This is a genomic window from Gulosibacter sp. (assembly GCF_052090685.1).
Taxonomy (GTDB): Bacteria; Actinomycetota; Actinomycetes; order Actinomycetales; family Microbacteriaceae; genus Gulosibacter.
On record NZ_JBQDBE010000016.1, the window covers coordinates 48,758 to 70,629 of the forward strand.

Annotated in this window: 21 protein-coding genes; all 21 read left to right on the top strand. The window is 60.9% G+C overall.

Annotation, left to right across the window (positions count from 1 at the left end):
- The first annotated feature begins 5 nt into the window (after window positions 1-5).
- Window positions 6-3,314: a carbamoyl-phosphate synthase large subunit gene (gene carB / locus ACTHXA_RS11190; RefSeq protein WP_441672355.1), complete on the top strand. Its 3,309-nt coding sequence runs from the start codon at window positions 6-8 to the stop codon at window positions 3,312-3,314.
- Window positions 3,311-4,201 carry an orotidine-5'-phosphate decarboxylase gene (pyrF, locus tag ACTHXA_RS11195; RefSeq protein WP_441672357.1) on the top strand — a complete coding sequence of 297 codons (891 nt, stop codon included), beginning with the start codon at window positions 3,311-3,313 and terminating at the stop codon, window positions 4,199-4,201. Before carB ends, pyrF begins: the two co-directional genes overlap by 4 nt.
- The gene (gene gmk / locus ACTHXA_RS11200) at window positions 4,198-5,094 is read left to right on the top strand and encodes a guanylate kinase (RefSeq protein ID WP_441672359.1); all 897 of its coding nucleotides are present in this window, start codon (window positions 4,198-4,200) and stop codon (window positions 5,092-5,094) included. Before pyrF ends, gmk begins: the two co-directional genes overlap by 4 nt.
- 14 nt (window positions 5,095-5,108) lie before the next feature.
- Window positions 5,109-5,444, top strand: a complete 336-nt coding sequence (gene rpoZ / locus ACTHXA_RS11205; RefSeq protein WP_441672361.1) for a DNA-directed RNA polymerase subunit omega — start codon at window positions 5,109-5,111, stop codon at window positions 5,442-5,444.
- A 6-nt stretch (window positions 5,445-5,450) separates the two neighbouring features.
- Window positions 5,451-6,713 (top strand): bifunctional phosphopantothenoylcysteine decarboxylase/phosphopantothenate--cysteine ligase CoaBC, encoded by a 1,263-nt coding sequence (coaBC, locus tag ACTHXA_RS11210; RefSeq protein WP_441672363.1) that lies wholly within the window; start codon window positions 5,451-5,453, stop codon window positions 6,711-6,713.
- 89 nt (window positions 6,714-6,802) lie between these two features.
- Entirely contained in the window at window positions 6,803-7,993 is a 1,191-nt protein-coding gene (gene metK / locus ACTHXA_RS11215) for a methionine adenosyltransferase (RefSeq protein ID WP_441672365.1), read from the top strand.
- Window positions 7,994-8,037: 44 nt separating this feature from the next.
- Window positions 8,038-9,999, top strand: a complete 1,962-nt coding sequence (locus ACTHXA_RS11220; protein ID WP_441672367.1) for a primosomal protein N' — start codon at window positions 8,038-8,040, stop codon at window positions 9,997-9,999.
- 35 nt (window positions 10,000-10,034) lie between these two features.
- Complete coding sequence (gene fmt / locus ACTHXA_RS11225; RefSeq protein ID WP_441672369.1) at window positions 10,035-10,949, top strand: methionyl-tRNA formyltransferase; 915 nt, start codon at window positions 10,035-10,037, stop codon at window positions 10,947-10,949.
- Window positions 10,946-12,433, top strand: coding sequence for an RsmB/NOP family class I SAM-dependent RNA methyltransferase (locus ACTHXA_RS11230; protein WP_441672371.1), 1,488 nt, complete (start codon window positions 10,946-10,948; stop codon window positions 12,431-12,433). The genes fmt and ACTHXA_RS11230 overlap by 4 nt, the downstream gene beginning before the upstream one ends.
- Complete coding sequence (gene rpe, locus ACTHXA_RS11235; protein ID WP_441672373.1) at window positions 12,430-13,092, top strand: ribulose-phosphate 3-epimerase; 663 nt, start codon at window positions 12,430-12,432, stop codon at window positions 13,090-13,092. The genes ACTHXA_RS11230 and rpe overlap by 4 nt, the downstream gene beginning before the upstream one ends.
- A gap of 20 nt (window positions 13,093-13,112) precedes the next feature.
- Window positions 13,113-13,376, top strand: coding sequence for a phosphoribosyl-ATP diphosphatase (locus ACTHXA_RS11240; protein ID WP_441672375.1), 264 nt, complete (start codon window positions 13,113-13,115; stop codon window positions 13,374-13,376).
- 31 nt (window positions 13,377-13,407) lie between these two features.
- Window positions 13,408-14,247, top strand: a complete 840-nt coding sequence (gene hisG, locus ACTHXA_RS11245) for an ATP phosphoribosyltransferase (RefSeq protein WP_441672377.1) — start codon at window positions 13,408-13,410, stop codon at window positions 14,245-14,247.
- A 5-nt stretch (window positions 14,248-14,252) separates the two neighbouring features.
- Complete coding sequence (hisF, locus tag ACTHXA_RS11250; protein WP_441672379.1) at window positions 14,253-15,044, top strand: imidazole glycerol phosphate synthase subunit HisF; 792 nt, start codon at window positions 14,253-14,255, stop codon at window positions 15,042-15,044.
- Complete coding sequence (hisI, locus tag ACTHXA_RS11255; protein WP_441672381.1) at window positions 15,037-15,471, top strand: phosphoribosyl-AMP cyclohydrolase; 435 nt, start codon at window positions 15,037-15,039, stop codon at window positions 15,469-15,471. Before hisF ends, hisI begins: the two co-directional genes overlap by 8 nt.
- Window positions 15,461-16,093 carry a Trp biosynthesis-associated membrane protein gene (locus tag ACTHXA_RS11260; protein ID WP_441672383.1) on the top strand — a complete coding sequence of 211 codons (633 nt, stop codon included), beginning with the start codon at window positions 15,461-15,463 and terminating at the stop codon, window positions 16,091-16,093. The genes hisI and ACTHXA_RS11260 overlap by 11 nt, the downstream gene beginning before the upstream one ends.
- Window positions 16,094-16,130: 37 nt before the next feature.
- Window positions 16,131-16,364, top strand: a complete 234-nt coding sequence (locus tag ACTHXA_RS11265; RefSeq protein ID WP_441672385.1) for an HGxxPAAW family protein — start codon at window positions 16,131-16,133, stop codon at window positions 16,362-16,364.
- Between the two features lie 2 nt (window positions 16,365-16,366).
- Complete coding sequence (gene trpC, locus ACTHXA_RS11270; RefSeq protein WP_441672387.1) at window positions 16,367-17,140, top strand: indole-3-glycerol phosphate synthase TrpC; 774 nt, start codon at window positions 16,367-16,369, stop codon at window positions 17,138-17,140.
- Between the two features lies 1 nt (window position 17,141).
- Window positions 17,142-18,365: a tryptophan synthase subunit beta gene (trpB, locus tag ACTHXA_RS11275; RefSeq protein WP_441672389.1), complete on the top strand. Its 1,224-nt coding sequence runs from the start codon at window positions 17,142-17,144 to the stop codon at window positions 18,363-18,365.
- Window positions 18,362-19,174 (top strand): tryptophan synthase subunit alpha, encoded by an 813-nt coding sequence (gene trpA, locus ACTHXA_RS11280; protein WP_441672391.1) that lies wholly within the window; start codon window positions 18,362-18,364, stop codon window positions 19,172-19,174. The genes trpB and trpA overlap by 4 nt, the downstream gene beginning before the upstream one ends.
- Window positions 19,175-19,177: 3 nt before the next feature.
- The gene (gene lgt, locus ACTHXA_RS11285) at window positions 19,178-20,302 is read left to right on the top strand and encodes a prolipoprotein diacylglyceryl transferase (RefSeq protein ID WP_441672393.1); all 1,125 of its coding nucleotides are present in this window, start codon (window positions 19,178-19,180) and stop codon (window positions 20,300-20,302) included.
- A 101-nt stretch (window positions 20,303-20,403) separates the two neighbouring features.
- Entirely contained in the window at window positions 20,404-21,867 is a 1,464-nt protein-coding gene (gene pyk / locus ACTHXA_RS11290; protein WP_441672395.1) for a pyruvate kinase, read from the top strand.
- The last annotated feature ends 5 nt before the right edge of the window (window positions 21,868-21,872 follow it).

Genomic DNA, 21,872 nt, shown 5'->3' on the forward strand with positions numbered 1-21,872 from the left:
CTCATATGCCTAAGCGCTCAGATATCAACAGCGTCCTCGTAATTGGCTCGGGCCCGATCGTGATCGGTCAGGCCGCGGAGTTCGACTACTCCGGAACCCAGGCCTGCCGTGTCCTTCGCGAAGAGGGAGTTCGAGTCATCCTGGTGAACTCAAACCCGGCCACGATTATGACCGACCCTGACTTCGCCGATGCGACCTACGTCGAACCGATCACGCCAGAAGCGATCGAAGCAATCATCATCAAGGAAAAGCCCGACGCGATTCTGCCCACCCTCGGTGGCCAGACCGCGCTCAACGCCGCGATGACCCTCGACGACCTCGGGATCCTCGCGAAGCACGATGTCGAACTCATCGGTGCCAAGGTGGACGCCATCCGCCGTGGTGAAGACCGACAGGAATTCAAGGAAGTCGTCGAAGCCTGCGGCGCCGAATCGGCCCGTTCGTTTATCGCGAAGACGCCCGAAGAAGCCGTGAAATATGCGGCGGAGCTCGGCTATCCGCTGGTGGTTCGCCCGTCCTTCACGATGGGTGGCCTCGGCTCAGGGTTTGCCTACACGGAAAAAGAGCTCCTGCGCATCGTCGAAGACGGCCTGCTTTCCTCACCAACCACCGAAGTGCTCCTCGAGGAATCCATCCTCGGTTGGAAGGAGTACGAGCTGGAACTCATGCGCGATAATTCTGACAACACGGTCGTCGTGTGCTCGATCGAGAACGTCGACCCGGTTGGCGTGCACACCGGTGACTCAATCACCGTGGCACCCGCGCTCACCCTCACCGATGTCGAATACCAGAACATCCGGGATATCGGTATTGCGATTATTCGCGCCGTCGGCGTGGACACCGGTGGTTGCAATATTCAGTTCGCAATCAATCCCGAAGACGGCCGTGTCATCGTTATCGAGATGAACCCCCGGGTATCGCGCTCCTCGGCGCTGGCCTCGAAAGCGACCGGATTCCCGATCGCGAAGATGGCCGCAAAGCTCGCACTCGGCTACCGTCTCGACGAAATCCCCAACGACATCACGCAGGTGACGCCGGCGAGCTTCGAACCGACCATCGACTACACCGTGGTCAAGGTGCCCCGCTTCAACTTCGAAAAGTTCCCGGCTGCGGACCCCACCCTCACCACCACCATGAAGTCAGTGGGCGAGGCAATGGCGATTGGCCGTAACTTTACGACGGCGCTGCAAAAGGCACTGCGTTCGCTGGAAAAGCGAAACTCATCCTTTACCTGGGCCGATGATTTGCGTTCGGTGCCAGAGCTGCTCGAGTCGATGAAGATCCCGACCGACGGCCGCATCATTGACGTGCAGGTCGCCCTCGCAAAGGGTGCGACCGTGGAGCAGGTTTTCGAAGCAACCAAGATCGATCCGTGGTTCCTCGATCAAATCGTGTTGATCAACGAGATCGCGCAGCTGGTGAAGGATGCCGATGGTCTTGACGCGCAGACGCTCCGGCTCGCTAAGGGGCACGGTTTCTCGGATGCGCAACTCGCTCAGCTGCGCGGGCTCGAGGAAAGTGAAGTGCGCGCAATTCGCCGCAACGCCGGTGTGCGCCCGGTCTACAAGACTGTGGACACCTGTGCGGGGGAGTTCCCCGCATACACGCCGTATCACTACTCGAGCTATGACCAGGAGACCGAGGTCGAAGCCTCAGATCGTCGCAAGGTGATCATCCTCGGTGCCGGTCCGAACCGTATCGGACAGGGAATCGAGTTCGACTACTCCTGTGTGCACGCATCCTTCGCCCTCTCGGACGCGGGCTACGAGACCATCATGATCAACTGCAACCCCGAGACCGTCTCGACCGACTACGACACTTCTGACCGTCTTTATTTCGAGCCGCTGACGCTCGAGGATGTGCTTGAAATCGTCGATGTCGAACGGGAAAATGGTGAACTGCTCGGGGTGATCGTGCAGCTCGGGGGACAGACCGCACTCGGTCTGGCCGAGGGGCTTGAAGCCGCTGGCGTGCCGATTCTCGGTACCAGCCCCAGTGCCATTGACCTCGCTGAAGAACGCGGTCAGTTCTCGAGGATTCTTGATGATGCGGGACTCGCCGCACCCGCAAACGGCACCGCAATCGATGCGGAAAGCGCCAAAGAGATTGCCGAGCGAATCGGCTTCCCGGTCCTCGTTCGGCCGAGCTTCGTGCTCGGTGGCCGCGGCATGGAGATCGTGTATGACGCAGCCCAGCTTGAGGACTATTTCAAGCGCACCGAGGGTGAAGTGGTCGTCAACTCCTCGCACCCGCTGTTGGTTGATCGATTCCTTGATGACGCCACCGAGATTGATGTCGACGCCATCTACGACGGCACAGACCTCTACATCGGCGGCATCATGGAGCACATCGAGGAAGCCGGTATCCACTCCGGTGACTCGGCGTGCACATTGCCTGCGATCACGCTGTCAAATAAGGTGCTCGGTGAGGTCCGCGAGGCCACACGCAAGATTGCGGCCGGTGTTGGAGTCAACGGGCTGCTCAACGTGCAGTTTGCGATTGGTGCGGGCCGACTCTATGTACTCGAGGCAAACCCTCGCGCTTCTCGCACGGTGCCCTTCGTCTCGAAGGCACTTGGCGTCCAGCTCGCCAAAGCCGCCAGCCGAGTCATGGCCGGTGCGACCATCGCCGAGCTTCGCGGTGAAGGGATCCTGCCCGCCGAGGGTGACGGCACCCTGCAGCCACTGGACAGCCCGGTATCGGTGAAGGAAGCAGTTCTGCCATTCAAGCGATTCCGGACCCTCGAGGGCTCAATCGTGGATACGCTGCTCTCGCCGGAAATGCGTTCCACGGGTGAGGTCATGGGAATCGACACAGACTTCCCACGTGCCTTCGCCAAGAGTCAGTTGGCCGCGTACGGCGGGCTGCCAAAATCGGGCAATGTGTTTGTCTCGGTCAACGACCGTGACAAGCGCGTCATCGTTGCCCCCATCATGCGACTCGCCGAACTTGGTTTCACTCTCTTCGCCACGGAGGGTACAGCGCTCGTATTGGCGCGCCACGGGGTGAAGGCGGAACTGGTCGGCAAATTTACCCGCGAGGGCGATACTGCTGCCGAGGATGCCGACAAGCCAAACATCGTAGAGATGATCCACAGCGGGGAGATCGACATGGTCATCAACACGCCTTCCGCAGGTGGCAGCTCTCGTGGTGACGGCTACGAAATCCGAACTGCAGCGGTGTCTGCCGACCTGCCGATCTTCACGACCATGTCGGAATTGCAGGCGGCGGTCGCTTCATTCGAAGTGATGCAGAGCGGTTTCTCGGTAACTTCGCTCCAGGAATACCACGCCCAACGAAAGGCAAGCGCGTGAGCATTGCAGGTGCCCCAATCAGTGATCGACCCTTTGGCGAACGACTCGCCGACACCATGGACCGTTTCGGTCACCTCTGTGTCGGCATTGATCCACACACCTACCTGCTTGAAAAGTGGGGTTTGCCGGTTTCGGCAGTAGGCGCACACGAATTTGGTCTGCGCATCGTTGAGAAGTTGGCGGGACGAGTGGGGATCGTCAAGCCTCAGGTCGCGTTTTACGAGCGCTTCGGAGCCAATGGCTTCAAGGTCCTCGAGGACGTGTTTGCGGCGGCACGAGACGCTGGCCTCATTGTCATCGCAGACGTCAAGCGTGGCGATGTTGGCTCCACACTCGAGGCATACTCGGAAGCGTGGCTCACGCCGGGAATGCCGCTCGAGGCCGACGCGATGACGATCAACCCGTACCAGGGATTCGACACCTTCAAGCCGCCACTGGAAATGACCGAGAAGTACCACAAGGGTCTGTTTATCCTTGCGGCAACTTCAAACCCGGAATCCGCGTCGGTTCAAACTGCCCGCCGCGTGCGCGGCTCGCAAGAAGGGCGCAGTGTCGCTGGTGGAATCGCTGCACGCACGGCGCTTTGGAATCGTGAGCATTCGGTGGGACGTTCGAAGGGATCGGTGGGTGTCGTGATCGGTGCCACGGTGGATCTTGAGCTGCTCGACATCGATGTGGACGATCTTGCCACCGAGCCCGACACCCCGATTTTGGCTCCGGGATTTGGGTTCCAGGGCGCAGATTTTGCTGATGCTCGGCAGATTTTCGGAAAGTCAGCGGAGAATGTGATTGTGACGTCTTCGCGCGGAATGCTCGAAGAGGGCCTTGATGGCCTCGATCGTGCGATCGATACCCAATTAGAAACTTTAAAGACAGCATTTGCATGAACCAGAAACCCCCACCCGTCGACCGCGTCGCCGCATCCCGTGCGGCGGTCGCGGCTCGGCGAGCGCGGGCACTCGTGAAATCCCGCATCGCCAGCGGCGCCGCACGGCCGATCGACGTGCTTGCCGCGTCTGAGGATCGAGAGTCTGCGGCCGCTTCCCTGAGGGTCACGCAGTTCCTGCGGGCGATTCCACATATCGGCATTACCAAGACCGAACGCATCCTGAGCGATCTCGGCATCGCGCCCGTGAAGCGACTGGGTGGTCTCGGCCGGAATCAGCGCGTGAAGCTCGCAGAGTTTCTCGATACCTGGGAGAAGTCGAGTCCCGATGTGCCGCGCGTAATCGTGCTTGCGGGGCCCACTGCCGTGGGCAAGGGCACCGTCTCGCAGTACATTCGGGAGAACTTCCCGCAGGTGCAGATCTCAATTTCGGCCACCACGCGCAAACCGCGTCCCGGCGAAGTGGATGGCAAGGACTACTACTTCGTTGATGACGAAGAGTTTGATCGCATGGTCGCGGCAAATGAACTGCTCGAGCACGCGACTGTGCACAACTCCTTCCGCTACGGGACGCCTCGCGCACCGATCGAGGCTCGACTCGAGCAGCAGGAACCCGTGCTGCTCGAAATTGACATTCAGGGTGCGCGGCAGGTGAGGGAACAGATGCCAGAGGCTAGGATGGTGTTCTTGTTGCCTCCGAGCTGGGACGAGCTGGTCAATCGACTCGTCGGCCGGGGTACCGAATCTCCCGAGGAACAGGAGCGCCGACTCAGTACCGCCAAGGTGGAGTTGGCTGCGCAGGATGAATTCGACGCTCGCGTTGTGAATGATTCCGTTCCGCAGGCCGCGCAGAAGATCGTGCGGCTCATGGGTTTTAGAGAAGACTTGAATTAGCGAGAGGATTCAGCATGATTGAGAAACCAAAGGGCATCATTGACCCGCCACTTGACGACCTGCTCGAGCAGGTAGACAACAAGTACCAACTGGTCATTTTCGCGTCAAAGCGGGCACGTCAGATCAACGACTACTACACCGACCTGCAGGACGGTGCCATCTACAACAACGTCGGGCCGCTCGTGGACTCGAATGTGGATGACAAGCCCCTCTCGATCGCACTGCGCGAAATTAACGAGAACAAGCTGGTAATGCAGGATCCGAAACCAGAAATCGTCTTGGAAGATGACGCTTCCGAGGATCTGCTCGATTTCGGTGAGGACACCGTGAGCCCCGCAGAGGCCGAATAACCCGCAATGACGGAACCAGCAGTGCAGGCGCCATCCTGGCGAATCGTCGTGGGCGTAACCGGTGGCATTGCCGCGTATAAGGCGGTCTCGGTCATTCGCTCGCTCGTGCTCCTCGGACACCACGTGGACGTGATCGCCACTGAATCGGCACTGCGCTTTGTTGGTGCGCCAACGCTCGAAGCCATCAGCCGCAATCCGATCCGGACTGATCTCTACGAGAACGTGGACACTGTCCAGCACGTCTCGATCGGGCAGTCGGCCGATGTGATCGCCGTGGTTCCGGCGACCGCAAATACCATTGCGAAGCTCGCCGCCGGCATGGCGGATGATTTGCTCACCAATAGCATCCTCGCGTCTCGGTCACCGGTTGTCGTGGCCCCTGCCATGCACACCGAAATGTGGCAGCATCCCGCCACTCAGGCGAATGCGAGTCGACTGGATGAGCGTGGCGTCACGCTCGTGGGCCCCGATTCTGGCCGGCTCACGGGCAATGATGAGGGCCCCGGACGGCTTGCCGAGACCGATGAGATCGTGAACGCGATTCTCGCCGCGGCGCGCCGCGGCGTTCGTGAGCGGCAGGATGCTGAGCGAGCTCGGGACCTCGTCGGTCAGGACATTCTTGTGACCGCCGGAGGAACCCGGGAGCCGATTGACCCGGTGCGCTTCCTCGGGAATCGCTCTTCGGGCCGGCAGGGTGTTGCCGTCGCGGCACGCGCCGCGGAACGCGGTGCCGAGGTCACTCTGGTTGCCGCCAATATCGAAGTGCAGCCACCGGAGAATGTCAACGTGATTCGGGTGTCAAGTGCGCAGCAGATGGCGAACGCCTGCGCCGAGCTTGCCCCGCGTCATAGCATGATTGTGATGGCGGCCGCGGTCGCTGACTTCCGGCCCGAGCACGAGCAGGCGGGGAAGATCAAAAAAGAAAGCACCGGCGACGACCTCACGCTCACTTTCGTCAAGAATCCCGATATTCTCCGCAGCCTCGTCGAGGTCCGTTCGCAGGATCAATTGATTGTCGGTTTCGCCGCCGAAACGGAAGAAGACGAAGCGGCGCGGCTTGACCTTGCGCGAGCCAAGATCGCACGCAAGGGATGCGACTATCTCGTGCTCAACCGGGTCGGTTGGAACCACGGTTTCGGTCGCGAAGAGACAGAGATTCAGATCCTCAACCTGGCAGGTGAAGTCGTATCCGAGGCTGTCGGCGACAAGTTGTCGGTGGCTGATGTCATTCTTGATCTTGCAAACCTTGATGTCGCAAACCGTGACTAGCAAATAACACATCACACCAGTCCTCCCACGCTGTTTTGGTGCTCTCGCTGAGCCAAGGGCAGCGCACTCCTAGGGAAAGTGAGCCAATAATGTCCGAGCTTCGTCTATTTACCTCCGAATCGGTGACCGAGGGTCACCCCGACAAGATCTGTGACCAGATCTCCGACGGCATCCTCGATAGCCTCCTCAAACAGGATCCGAGTTCTCGAATCGCCGTGGAAACCTTGGTGACCACGGGCCAGGTGCACGTGGCAGGGGAGATCCGCACCGCCGGCTATGCAGATATTCCGGGTATTGTCCGCAACATCATTACCGGCATCGGCTACGTGTCGAGCGATTTCGGGTTTGACGGTAACCTCTGCGGCGTTTCGGTATCGATCGGTGAGCAGTCGGCCGAGATTGCTTCCGGGGTGGAGACCTCGCTGCAGCACCGCGATCAGCAAAGCGATGACGAAATTGCCAAGCTCGGCGCCGGTGACCAGGGCATCATGTTCGGTTACGCAACCGATGAAACCGCCGAACTCATGCCAGTTCCAATCTGGCTGGCGCACCGTCTCGCGGAGCGACTCACCGAGGTACGAAAGTCGGGGGTCCTGAGCTATCTGCGCCCAGACGGGAAGACCCAGGTCACGATCGGCTACGAGGGCGATATTCCGCGCACGGTAGAAACCGTGGTCGTCTCCACGCAGCATGACGCACATGTCACGCGGAGTCAGCTTGAAGCAGACATACAGCGTGAGGTAATCGATGTCGTGCTGTCGCGAGTCGACCTCGACGTGAGCGGGCTGAAGACGTTCATCAACCCCGCCGGGCCGTTTGTGCTCGGCGGCCCGGCTGCGGATGCGGGACTCACTGGTCGCAAGATCATTGTCGACACCTATGGCGGCATGGCTCGGCACGGTGGCGGTGCATTCTCCGGCAAAGACCCATCGAAGGTGGACCGCTCTGCGGCATACGCTATGCGCTGGGTTGCGAAGAACGTCGTCGCTGCGGGCTTTGCCAAGCGCGTCGAGTTCCAAGTTGCCTATGCAATCGGTTCGGCAGAGCCTGTTGGCTTGTACTGCGAAACGTTCGGCACGCACACTGTGGAACCGGAGCAGATCGTCAACGCCGTAAAAGACGTCTTTGATCTTCGACCCGGCGCGATTATTCGCGACCTTGACCTCAACCGACCGATTTATTCGCTCACCTCGGCATACGGTCACTTCGGCAGAGAACTTCCCGAATTTACGTGGGAGCGCACGGACCGAGTCGAAGCGCTACGCGCTGCAATCAGGTAGCGATGCTCGGCGAGTCGGCGAGTGCTGAGCACAGGATTGCGCGGGTGGTACTCGATTCCCCGTTGCCCCAACTCGACCGAATATTTGAGTACGAGATCCCGCCCGTGCTTCGTGGCGAGGTTGCGGCTGGAATGCGCGTCAAGGTGCCGCTTCGAACCGGCGGCAGGATTCTGCGCGGCTATGTGCTGGACACCGCCGAGACCCCCGAGTATTCGGGGCGGCTCGCAGCCCTCGATACCATCGAATCTCCTGTGCCGGTGCTCACTCGACCGATCGCGAAGCTCGCACGCGACGTCGCTGATCGGCAGGCCGGAACAATGTCGGATGTCCTCAGGCTGGCCATTCCTGCTCGATCCGTAAAGCTCGAGACAGAGTGGTTCGCGGATGAAACAGGGGAGCGCGCCGCGCGTGTGCAGCACCGTGAGCGCGTTGCATTCGACGCCACCACGCTCACGGCCGCATACGGTGATGCAGCCATGGAGCTTTGCGCTGGGGAGCCTGGAAACCGAGCGTCGCTGCGGGTTGCGACAGGCATGACTGAAGGCGTACCGCGACCGCTCGTATCCCTCGCCGATATTGCCGCAGGCACGCTTGCCGCAGGTCGCTCGGTGCTGCTGCTGCTGCCCGATTTCCGCGATCTCGATCTGGCCCTTCGACCACTGCGAGAACGGATACCGGAGTCACTCATCCGGGTATTCGACGGGCGGCTCAAACCCAAACCGCGATACGAAGAATTCCTTCGGGCACTCGAACCCATTCCGCAGGTGATTATCGGCAATCGGGCCGCCGTCTACGCACCCGCAACCAATCTCGGACTCATCGTGATGTGGGACGACGCCGATGAATCCTTCCGAGAACCGCACGCGCCCTACGCACACGCTCGTGAAGTCGCCCTCATGCGCAGTCAACAAGAAGGCACGGGCATGATTCTCGCGAGCCACTCACCTTCACTGGAAACTCGACGCCTGGTTCGCGCCGGGTGGTTGCGCGAAGTCACCCTCCAACGACCGCACCGACCGCGAATTATTCCGGCAATTGCAACCATGAACGACGACCCGCTTGCGCAAGCGGCCCGCATCCCCGAAGCCGCCTGGCGTGCTGCACGGGAGGGTTCGGCACAGGGTCCTGTCCTCGTGCAGGTGGGACGATCTGGTTACCGGCCCGGACTTGCCTGCGCACAATGTCGTACCGCGGCTCGATGCTCACACTGCGCGGGACCACTCGGTCAGCGAAGCGCACACGCCGCACCCGGTTGCACCGTGTGCGGGCAGGTGCACGCGGCTTGGCGCTGCCCCGAATGCGGTGGTGAACGATTGCGAAGCACGAGCGTTGGCCACGAACGCACCGCTGAGGAACTTGGCCGAGCATTTCCCGGCGTCAAGGTGATCGTTGCCGATGGCGAAAAACGACTGCTTGAAATCGCCGAAGAGCGGGCACTGGTCATCTCCACCCGCGGTGCCGAACCGGTGGCCCCGAACGGCTACCGGGCCATCCTGCTGCTTGATACTGAGGGTGCGCTTGCCCGCGAATCGCTCGATGCGGTCGTTGATGCGCTGCGAGGCTGGTCGAACACCGCGGCGCTGGTTGCAGACGGTGCACCGGTCATCGTGACCGGTGCCGCTTCGCCACCACTCCAGGCACTCCGGGATTGGCAGCAGGAACGATTTATCGATTTTGAGTTGGATGAGCGGCGTACCTTGGATTTCCCGCCAGCCATTCGCATTGGCACAATTCGCGGCAGCGAAGATGAGGTCGACGGGGCCCTTCGTCGCCTGCGAGACCTCGACCCCGCCGGGCTGCACGTGCTCGGCCCGGTGCCAGACGAAGAGGACGGTAACCTACAGCGTGCGGTGATTCGCTTCCCCTACCAAACCGGGCAACTCATTGCGGAGGCGCTCAAGAGCGAGCTCGTGACGAGATCTGCAGCCTCTAAACGTCGCAGTGCAGGTCGCGCGAGTCCAGCGTCCACTTTGCGAGTCAAACTTGACCCGCACGACGTGTTCTGACGTCCGCGTACGATCAAAGAGACACAGGAGGTTTCATGCGTATCGCCTTTGCCGGCACCCCAGACGCGGCAGTCCCAACACTTGAGGGACTCGTCGAAGCTGGTCACGTAATCGTGGTCGTGCTGACCCGAGAGGACGCTTCGGCCGGTCGCAAGCGCCGGGTTTTTCCGTCACCGGTCGCGGCGCGCGCGGAAGCACTCGGGTTGCCGGTGCTTAAAGCCAATCGAATTGACGATGAGGTGACCGCGAGCATCCTTGCCGCCGAACCGGAGCTCGGGGTCGTGGTGGCGTACGGCGGAATTATCCGCGAGCCACTCCTGAGCGGTCCGCGTGATGGCTGGATCAACCTGCATTTTTCGCTCCTGCCGCGCTGGCGCGGTGCCGCGCCGGTACAGCGGGCCATCATGGCCGGTGATAAGGAAACCGGAGTCGCGGTCTTTCAACTGGAGGCAGGCCTCGACACGGGTCCCACCTTCGTTAATCGCCCGGTGGCTATCGGTGCCGATGAGACCGCGCGTGAACTGCTCACTCGACTCGCAGCCGAAGGGGTCAGTGACGTCCTGGACACGGTCACGCAGATCGCAGCCGGCAGCGCCGTTGCGAGGGCACAGGATGGCCCTGCCACCCACGCCGCAAAGCTTGGAACCGCCGACGGGTTCATTGATTGGCATGACAGCGCGACATCGCTGCACGCTCGTATTCGGGGTGTCACCCCGGACCCGGGCGCAGCAACCACCTGGAAGGGCGAACGGTTCAAAATTCATCGGGTAGGAATCGCCGACGCCACGGACCTCCCACCCGGCGAAGTCCAGCTGCGTGATCGACAAGTGCTGATTGGCTGCGGAACCGGCGCACTCGAACTGTTGGAAGTGCAACCCGCCGGGAAGAAAGCAATGGTGGCCAGCGATTGGCTTCGCGGAGTGCAGGACGAAGGGGTGCGACTGGGATGAACGGAAGTCGGAGACCAACCGGATCGGGAGCGCCGCGTTCCAGGAACGCGCGCAACTCCCGAGGTGCTCGCCCGCCAGCTCGACCCGGCGCGCGCGACATTGCCCTCGAGGTGCTCCTCGCAGTGGCAGAGGACGACGCGTACGCCAACCTGCTCTTGCCGCATAAGCTCAGCGAAGCGCGCTTGAGCACGGCGGATGCCGGGCTTGCCACAGAACTCACCTACGGCACCCTGCGGATGTCAGGCTTTTACGATGCGATCATCGAAATCGTCGCAAAGCGGTCGGTTGCCGAAGTGGATTTGCTCGCTCGCGCGGCTCTGCAGCTTGGCGCACACCAGATACTCGCGACGCGAGTGGCAACTCATGCGGCGGTGAATGAGACGGTCAAGGCAGTGTCACGGAAGGCTGGGCGAGGCCCGAGCGGTTTTGTTAATGCGAACCTTCGACGTATCGCCGAAGTGGATCTCGAGACTTGGCAGACGCGCGTCGCGGACTCGGCCAAGGGAGAGCTCGAACGCACGGCACTGCTTGCCGCACATCCCACTTGGATCGCTCGAGCGCTCCGTGAGGCACTCGCGCTCGAAGACCGGGAATCAGAACTTGAGGCTGCCATCGCCGCGAACAATGTTTCACCGCTGGTGCAGCTTGTCGCGCTACCGGGTTTCGCCGATCGGGATGACGTGCGCAGCGCGCATCCTGACCTCCTCACGCCTGAGGCGGCATCACCAGTCGCGCTGCGACTCGCCGGTGGCGACCCCAGCGACCTCGATGAGGTGCGTGCGGGCGCGGTGCGAGTGCAGGATGCCGGCTCGCAGTTGGTCGCGCTCGCACTGAGCCGGGTGTCGCCGCTTTCGAAGCATGAACGCGTACTCGATATGTGTGCCGGACCCGGCGGGAAATCTGCCCTCCTAGCGGCCGAAGTAATCAATGCCGGGGCTCGGTTCCAAGCGAATGAAGTGATTCCCGCGCGAGCAAAACTCGTGCGTCAAGCACTCCGTCCGTTGGGGGACGCGGACACGCTGCCCGTCACCGAACGAGACGGCCGTACCTTTGGCGACGAACCAGGATCGTTTGACCGCATCCTGGTTGACGCGCCCTGCACCGGGCTTGGCGCACTTCGACGCCGCCCCGAAGCTCGCTGGCGAAAACAACCGAGCGACGTTGCGGAACTGAGCGCGTTACAAGAAGAACTCCTCGACGCCGCCATTGTTGCGTTGAAACCCGGAGGCATCGTTGCCTATGTGACCTGCTCTCCGCATCCAGCCGAAACGGTGGGCGTCGTGCGTCGAGCGCATCGACTCGGCGGAGTCACGGTGCTCGACAGCAAGGCCATCTGCGAGCAACTCGCACCCACCCTCGACATCACCGGTATTCCCGTGGGCGATGGCAATGCGGTGCAACTATGGCCGCATCGCCACGGCACGGATGCCATGTTCCTGACACTAATGAAGAAACAGCCGACATCCCCTAAGGAAAACGCATGACCGACGTTCGCATCAATCCCTCGATCCTCGCCGCCGATTTCGCGAATTTTGAGCGCGAGTTAGGGCGAATCCAAACCGCGGACGCCGCCCACGTCGACATCATGGACAATCATTTCGTGCCGAACCTCACGTTCGGACAGCCCATGGTGGCGCGCTTGCAAGAGGTCTCACCAATCCCGCTTGACCTGCACTTGATGATTAATAATCCGGATCACTGGGCGCCGCAGTTCGCCGAAATGGGCGTGTTCTCGGTCACTTTCCACCTCGAGGCGGCGACCGCTCCCGCCACGCTGGCGCGCAGCGTCCGGGAACGAGGAGCGCGTGCCGGGGTTGCGCTGCGACCCGGGACCCCCTTCAACCAGATTGAAGAACTGCTCGAGCACTTTGATCAGCTGCTCATTATGACGGTGGAACCGGGCTTCGGCGGGCAGAAATTCATGCCCGAAACCATGCCGAAACTACGCCAGGCTCGCGAATGGGCCCGCAAGCACGAGTCGGAGATTTGGTTGCAGGTGGACGGCGGCGTTTCGCAAGACACGATTGGCATGGCTGCTGAGGCCGGAGCGGATACTTTCGTTGCGGGCTCTGCGGTATTCCGAGGCGATCCCGCTGACCAAATTGCACAGCTGCGCACCTTGGCCGGGCAACACGCACACTGAATCGGCACTAGGCTGGCAGGGTGAAGACGTTCGAATCACTATTTGCTGAGCTCTCAGATAAAGCCATCAACCGCCCGGAAGGTTCCGGCACGGTCGCGGAATTGGATCGCGGAGTTCATTTCATTGGCAAGAAGCTCGTCGAAGAAGCCGCCGAAACGTGGATGGCCGCCGAGTACGAAACCGACGAGGAATGCCAAGAAGAGATGGCCCAGCTGATCTACCATTTGCAGGTCATGATGATCGCCAAGGGCTACTCGCTCAACGACGTCTATAAGTTTCTTTAATCCATCCCACACACATCGCTAAGGGGATCAATTGCTTCGCATCGCAGTGCCAAATAAGGGCATGCTTTCTGATACTGCCAACCAAATGCTGGTCGAAGCCGGGTATCGCGGCCGACTCAATGACCGCGAACTGGTCGCACTCGACCCGGACAACGGGGTTGAGTTCTTCTATATTCGCCCGCGTGACATCGCCACCTACGTGGGGGAGGGCGTGCTCGACATCGGTATCACCGGTCGCGACATGCTGCTCGATTCGGAATCAACCGCGGAAGAAATTCGCGCATTGGAGTTCGGCGACTCGACCTTCCGCTTCGCCGGCCCTCCTGGACACTTCGCGGATGTAAACGATCTCAACGGCAAGCGTGTCGCCACCAGCTATGTGGGCCTCCTTGGCCGGTATTTCCGCGAACGCGGGATCGACGCGGAACTGGTCAAACTCGACGGCGCGGTGGAGTCTTCAATTCAGCTCGGGGTGGCGGATGCGGTGGCCGACGTGGTCTCCACTGGCAACACCCTGCGACAAGCCGGTCTCGAAATCTTCGGCCCAGCCATCCTGCAATCAACCGCGATCCTCATCTCGACTCCTGAAAAGGTCGGCGCAGCCGAGACGCTGATTAAGCGGCTCGAGGGTGTGCTCGTCGCTCGCCGGTACAGCATCATGGATTACGACATCCCGCAGTCGAACCTGGCTGAAGCAATGGCTATTACGCCGGGCTTCCAGTCGCCCACGGTTTCGCCGCTGCACGATGACGAATGGGTTGCCGTGCGTTCGCTCGTGCCCCAAAGCGACCTCAACGGCACCATGGACCGACTCTCCGCCATCGGCGCGCGGGCAATCTTGGTGACCGCGCTCCAAGCGGCACGGATGTGATGGCCGTGGCTACCGAATCCTCGCTTGCAGTGCGAATCATTCCCTGCCTCGACGTGGCCGACGGTCGAGTCGTCAAGGGCGTCAACTTTCTCAACCTGCGTGACGCTGGCGACCCTGTCGAGCTCGCCACCAAGTATGCGGCTGACGGAGCCGACGAAATCACCTTCCTTGACGTCACGGCAACGAGCGACAACCGCTCGACCACCTATGACCTCGTCACCCGCACTGCTGAACGGGTCTTTGTGCCGCTCACCGTCGGCGGTGGCGTCCGTTCGGTCGAGAACGTCACGAAGTTGCTCGCCTCAGGCGCTGACAAGGTCGGGGTGAACTCGGCCGCCATTGCACGGCCCGAACTCATCGACGATATCGCCAGCAAATTCGGGGCCCAGGTGCTTGTTTTGTCGCTCGATATCAAACGTTCCGACCGCATGCCCTCCGGTTTCGTCGTCACCACGCACGGTGGCCGACAAGAATCCGAGTTGGATGCGATTGCCTGGGCTCGCGAGGTCGGCGAACGCGGCGCGGGCGAGTTGCTCGTGAATTCAATGGACGCTGACGGCACTAAAGACGGCTACGATCTTGAACTCATTACTCGCGTGCGTGAGGTGGCCACCGTGCCGGTGATCGCCTCGGGTGGCGCCGGCGCCCTCGAGCACTTCGCTCCGGCGATCAAGGCCGGCGCCGACGCGGTGCTGGCGGCGAGCGTCTTCCACTACGGCGAAATGTCCGTTGGGGATGTCAAGGATGCACTCGAGCGTGAAGGGCTTTCGGTTCGTCGAGGCGCCAATAATGCGTGAGGTCACCGAAGTCACCACCAGCGAGGTTGATGAGATCATCTCGGCGCTCACCTTTGATGATCGAGGACTCGTAGCCGCGATCGCAAAGCAGTGGGACACGGGTGAAGTCCTTATGCTCGCCTGGATGAACGAAGCATCGATCCGCGAAACCCTCACCACTCGCCGCGCGGTGTACTGGTCGCGCTCCCGCGGGGAACTGTGGCGAAAGGGCGATACCTCCGGTCACACCCAGCAAGTGATGAGCTTTCAAGCAGACTGCGACGCGGATACCATCCTGCTCGGTGTCGACCAGGTTGGCGCCGCGTGCCACCTCAACACGCGAACCTGCTGGGATTCAGATCCCCTCGCCGTGTGCTTCAACGCTGCTGGTGATACCGGTTCGGACGCTGGTGCCGACCAAGAGGGAAACGCTTCGATTGAGCGGTAAGCAACTCAAACGGCTCTCACTATTCGGCGGGTTGCTCTTCGCTGGCTTGGCGATGCTGAGCCTGACACAGCCGTGGGCTGTGCTGTCCCTCTCAACGAGCGAGTTCGATCAGGACTTCACCCACTCCGGTGGCGACTCCGGAACCGCGATCATGGCGTTTGCGCTCGCCACATTGGCCGCAGTTGGCGCACTTGCAATTGCAGGGCGAGTATTCCGCTACGTCATTGCTGCACTCACCGTCGTTCTCGGGGTGGGCGCAGCAATCGCCGCTGGCGTTGCGATGTCCGATCCTGCCGCCGGTTTCGGCGCCGAGATTCGACAATTCAGTGCGATTACTGACGAGGCTGGCGTACGGGAAATCATTGCGCAGGGGCAGATCACCACCACCTTTTGGTCGGTCGTTGCCCTCATCGCCGGTATCGGTATCGCCATCATCGGTGCATTGGTGCTGGCCACCGCACACCGGTGGCCGACTACCGGCAGAAAGTACAGCAGAACACGACTGAGCGAAGATGGCACCCCCACGATCATTGAAGAAAACGATCGTGTTTCGCAATGGGATGCCCTCTCGGAAGGCGACGACCCGACCGAGAGCGAAGACGAGAACCAAAACCACCGTTAGACTGAGTCGGTACACCCGCCGAGTAAGGAGTCATGGCATGTCAGACAAGCAAGTTGTGCTTTCGCGTTATCACGTCGAGGACGAGGGTAACTCCGTTGCGGGTTGGATCGGCGTGACGATCATGATCCTCGGCTTCACCGTTGGAACCGTGGGCTTGTTCTTGGCAAGCGACATCGTGACCTACATCGGTGTCGGGGCAGTTGTTGTTGGTGCACTCGCATGGCCCATTTTGAAGGCACTCGGCCTTGGCCCGAAGGGACACGGTCACTAAGCATGCTCGATGCCCTATTACGAGGGTCACTCGAGGATGCCGCACGTCGCCGCACGGACGTGCCGACCGCAGAGGTGGAACGGCTTGCGCTCGCGCAGAGCCCCGCGCTTGATGCGGTAGCCGCCCTGTCCCGTCACGAGCTGATCAACATCATCGCCGAAGTGAAACGCGCGAGCCCCTCACGAGGTCGGCTCGCGAATATCCCGGACCCTGCAGAGCTGGCATCGCTCTACGAGGCGGGCGGTGCCGCGGCCATTAGCGTGCTGACCGAAGAACGACAGTTTCTCGGTTCGCTTGATGATCTCCGGGCGGTGCGAGGCGCGGTGTCGATCCCGGTCTTGCGCAAGGAGTTCATTGGTGAGGAGTACCAGATCCTTGAAGCCCGGGCCGCCGGTGCCGATCTCATCCTGCTCATCGTGGCGAGCCTTGAGCAACCCCTACTGGCACGACTCAAGCAATTTGCGGAAGAGCTCGGCATGACCGCACTCATTGAGGCGCACACGCGTGATGAATTCAAGCGTGGACTTGATGTGGACGCGAAGGTGCTCGGTGTGAACGCTCGAGATCTCAAGACTTTCGAGATGCACCCCGAACTCTTCGGCGAACTCGCGCCGGAATACCCAGCTGGTGTTGTAAAGGTTGCCGAATCCGCGGTGCTGAAGCCCGAACATGTGCGCGCGTACCGCGATGCCGGTGCCGACGCAGTCTTGGTTGGCGAAGCACTCGTGACCGGAAACAACCCCGAAGAAACAATCAAAGAATTCCTACAGGCATAACGTGACCCAATATCGCAATACCCAGGGACCGTACTTTGGGGAGTTCGGTGGACGTTTCGTCCCCGAAAGCCTCATCGCCGCGCTCGATGATCTCAACACGGAGTGGGAGGCGGCAAAACAGGACCAAGTCTTCCTCGATGAACTCGATGACCTGCTTCAGAACTATGCCGGACGTCCCTCGCTCCTGACCGAAGCGACGCGATTCTCGCAGCACGCTGGCGGTGCGCGGATCTTCCTCAAACGAGAAGATCTCAACCACACCGGTTCACACAAAATCAACAATGTGCTCGGTCAAGCACTGCTCACCAAGCGCCTCGGCAAGACTCGTGTGATCGCAGAGACCGGAGCCGGGCAGCACGGTGTGGCTACCGCAACCGCGGCGGCCATGTTCGGCCTCGACTGCACGGTCTACATGGGTGCCGTCGACATTGAGCGTCAGGCGCTTAACGTCGCGCGAATGCGGCTGCTCGGTGCGGAAGTAATTTCGGTGGCCGCGGGATCCCGCACGCTCAAGGATGCCATCAACGAAGCCTTCCGCGACTGGGTCGCAAACGTGGCTGAGACCAGCTATATTTTCGGCACCGCAGCTGGCCCGCATCCATTCCCTGGGCTCGTCCGTGACCTGCAGCAGGTCATTGGCGAGGAAGCGCGCGAGCAGATTCTCACGCAAACGGGCAAGCTTCCGGATGCGGTGGTTGCCTGTGTCGGCGGTGGGTCCAATGCGATTGGTACTTTCGAGGCGTTCCTCGATGACAAATCCGTTGGCCTGTACGGCATTGAAGCGTACGGCGAAGGACTCCACACCGACCGGCACGCGGCAACGATGAACCGCGGCCGAACCGGCGTGCTACACGGCGCAAAAACCAAGCTCCTGCAGGATGCTGACGGTCAGACGATCGAGTCCCACTCCATTTCAGCGGGGCTCGATTATTCGGGTGTTGGCCCGGCTCACTCTTGGCTGCAGTCCACGGGCCGCGTCGAGTATCGCGGTGCGAACGATGCCGACACGATGACCGCCATGCGGCTGCTCTCGCAAACCGAGGGCATTATTCCCGCGATTGAGTCCGCGCACGCACTCGCTGGTGCGATCGACCTCGGACGTGAACTCGGACCGGAAGCGACCATTGTCGTGACGCTCTCAGGTCGAGGAGACAAGGACATGGAAACTGCCATGAATTACTTCAAGTTGGGCGACGCAAACAAAGTCGTGGGTGATGAACAGTGACGAATACCGATTCACCAGTTGAGTCCACGCTGGCCCGACTGCGGGCCGAGGGTCGCGGTGCACTCATCGGTTACCTCCCGGTCGGATTTCCCACATTCGAGGAATCGGTTGAGGCTGCCATCACGATGGCGCGCAACGGCGTCGACATTATCGAGTTTGGTGTGCCCTATTCCGACCCGGTGATGGACGGCCCGATCATCCAAGCGGCCTGTCAGCAAGCGCTTACGGCGGGGTTTCACGTCGATCAGGTATTTGAAGCGATCCGCCGCGTCCGTGCGGAAGTCGATGTTCCCATCCTGGTCATGAGTTACTTCAATCTCATCCTGCAGCACGGCGTTGAGCAGTATGCCGCCGATCTTGCGGCCGCGGGCGGCGCGGGTGCGATCACCCCCGACCTCATCCCCGATGAGGCTGCGGAATGGATTGCTGCGGCGGATAAGCACAATCTCGATCGCGTATTCCTTGCAGCACCCACCTCGAGCGATGAACGGCTCAAGACGATCATCGAACAGTCCCGAGGCTTCGTGTACACGGTTTCGACGATGGGCGTCACGGGAGCCCGTCGAGACGTTGACCGTGCCGCGCGCGTGCTCGCAGACCGACTTCACGCGCTCGGATGCGAATACGCCTGCGTTGGAATCGGAATCTCCACGGGGGACCAGGTTCGTGGCGTGCTTGAATACGCCGAGGGTGCCATTGTTGGTTCGGCACTCGTCCGCGCACTTGGCGAGGGCGGAGTCGACGCGCTGGCAGAAACGACCCGGTCGCTCGCTGAAGGTCTGGTCCAAGCAGAAAGAACAGGGAACTAGTACGTGAATCTCGCTCCGGCATCCATCCCCTCGCCACCGCTTGATTGGGCCTCTTTCTCTATCGGCCCCTTCACCTTCCACGTCTACGCACTCATCATTGTCGTGGGCATGGTTGTGGCCATGGTTTGGACGAACCGACGCATGGTCGCTCGCGGTGCGGAACCGTGGGTGCTCATTGACATCGTCATCCCCGCGGTACTGCTCGGACTTCTCGGCGCCCGCCTGTACCACGTGTTTACCCACCCGGGGGACTACTTCTACGAGGGTGCCGAGTTCTGGCGGATCTTCGCGATCTGGGAGGGCGGCAATGCGATTATCGGAGCGCTCATCGGTGGTGCGATTGGTTCGTATATCGCATGCCGGGTTAAGGGCATCCGATTTCTGAGTTTCGCGGATGCGGTTGCGCCCGGTTTGCTGCTTGCCCAGGCGATTGGCCGACTCGGCAACTGGTTCAATCATGAGCTCTTTGGTTGGCCCACCGACCTACCGTGGGGACTCGAGATCCCACCAACGAATGCCGCGATCCCTGAGGGGCTCCCGGCTGGAACGCTCTTCCACCCGACCTTCCTCTACGAACTCATCTGGAATGTCATTGGTGTCCTGCTGATTCTTGTGCTCGAGCGATTCTTCAGGATGCGCTGGGGCAAGACGCTCGCGGTGTACCTCATCTGGTACGGCATTGGTCGCATGATGATCGAATCGATCCGGCTCGACTATTCGGAAGTCATCCTTGGAATGCGCTCAAACGTCTTCGGCGCACTCGTCATGGTGATCATCGGTCTTGTCCTCTTCGTCGTGCAAACGCGCCGATTCCCCAAGACCGAGCTTTCGGTATACGCCGACGACCACGTCTGGACTGAGGAAAGCGAGGAAGCTGCGGAAGCATCCGAAAGCAACGCGAAATCCGAGGACGACAACGAGGCCGATACGCCGGAGAATGACAGCGAGGCGGATGCGTCGGAGGACGCAGAGTCTGCGGAAGAACCGGCTGCGGAGTTGAGCGACGAAGAACCCCAGGTCGATGAACCGACCGATGATGCCGACGCGGAGGACAATTCCGCAACCGAGCAGAACATTTCGGCTGACCCAGCTGACTCTGAAGACTCATCCGCTAAATCAAGCAACTAGTCCTGTCTACATTCCGGTAACCAATAGCGGGCACAATAGCTGCCGTGGTCCGGAATCTATCGAAGGATCGCAGGATACCTGCATAGAACGGAGAACCGATCTTGTCTCGACGTGCAAAAATTGTGGCCACGCTTGGCCCCGCTGTTTCAAGTCTTGAAGGAATTCGTGGGCTTATTAGTGCCGGAGTGAATGTCACCCGATTCAACCTGAGCCACGGTGACCACACCGTCCACTCCGCGAACTATCAGCTGGTGCGACAGGTTTCGGAGGACCTGCAACTTCCGGTCGCGGTACTCGCCGACCTCCAGGGGCCAAAGATTCGACTCGGTCGCTTCGACGATGGCGCTCCATACGACCTCAACGAGGGCGATATCTTCAAGATCACCAACCAAGACATTATTGGTAATCGTGAGATCGTGGGCACCACATTCAAGGGCCTGCCCGCGGACGTTCGTCCCGGCGACCCGCTACTCGTCGACGACGGTCGTGTGACGCTCCGCGCAATTGAAGTGGATGAAACCACGGTCACCACGCGCGTCGAAGTCGCCGGGCCCGTTTCGAATAACAAGGGCATCAACCTCCCCGGCGTTGCGGTGAACGTCCCCGCACTGAGCGAAAAGGATGAAGAGGATCTGCGCTGGGCGATCCGAATCGGCGCTGACGTAATCGCGCTGTCCTTCGTGCGGAACGCGGAAGACATTCACCGCGTCCACGAGATCATGGACGAAGAGGGCACGCGCCTTCCGGTCATCGCCAAGATCGAGAAGCCGCAGGCAGTAGACAACCTTGCTGAGATCGTGGATGCCTTTGACGGCATCATGGTCGCGCGCGGCGACCTGGGCGTGGAATTGCCACTCGAGCAGGTGCCGATTGTGCAGAAGCGTGCGATCGAACTGGCTCGTCGACGCGCGAAACCGGTAATTGTCGCCACGCAGATGCTCGAGACGATGATCTCCAATCCGCGTCCGACCCGCGCGGAAGCATCCGACTGCGCGAATGCGGTCCTCGACGGTGCGGATGCGCTCATGCTTTCGGGCGAAACCAGCGTCGGTCAGTATCCGATTATCACGGTGGAGACGATGGCACGAATCATTGGTGCCACCGAAGAACACGGGCTCGAGCGTATCCCGCCGCTCGGCACGAAGCCGTTTACCCAGGGTGGTGTGCTGACGCTCGCCGCGACCGAGGTTGGCGAGTTCCTTGGCGCGAAGTTCTACTGCGTGTTCACCGAGTCGGGGGACTCGGTTCGCCGGATGTCGCGGCTGCGCCCCAAGATTCCGGTAATCGGCTTCACACCGCGTGAGTCGATCCGTCGCCGCATGAATCTGTATTGGGGTGTGAACTCCCACCTCGTTGAGCGAGTGACGCACACCGACGAAATGTTTATCCAGGTCGATGAGCATTTGTTGGGGAGCGGTAAAGCGAAGCGTGGCGACAAAGTTGTCATTGTCGCTGGTACTCCGCCAGGGGTTCCCGGGTCCACGAATGACCTTCGGGTGCACCGGGTCGGGGATGCCGTGGATGCGCTTGCTCCGGCTTATGAGGGACGCCACATTCGTAAGTAATGCGG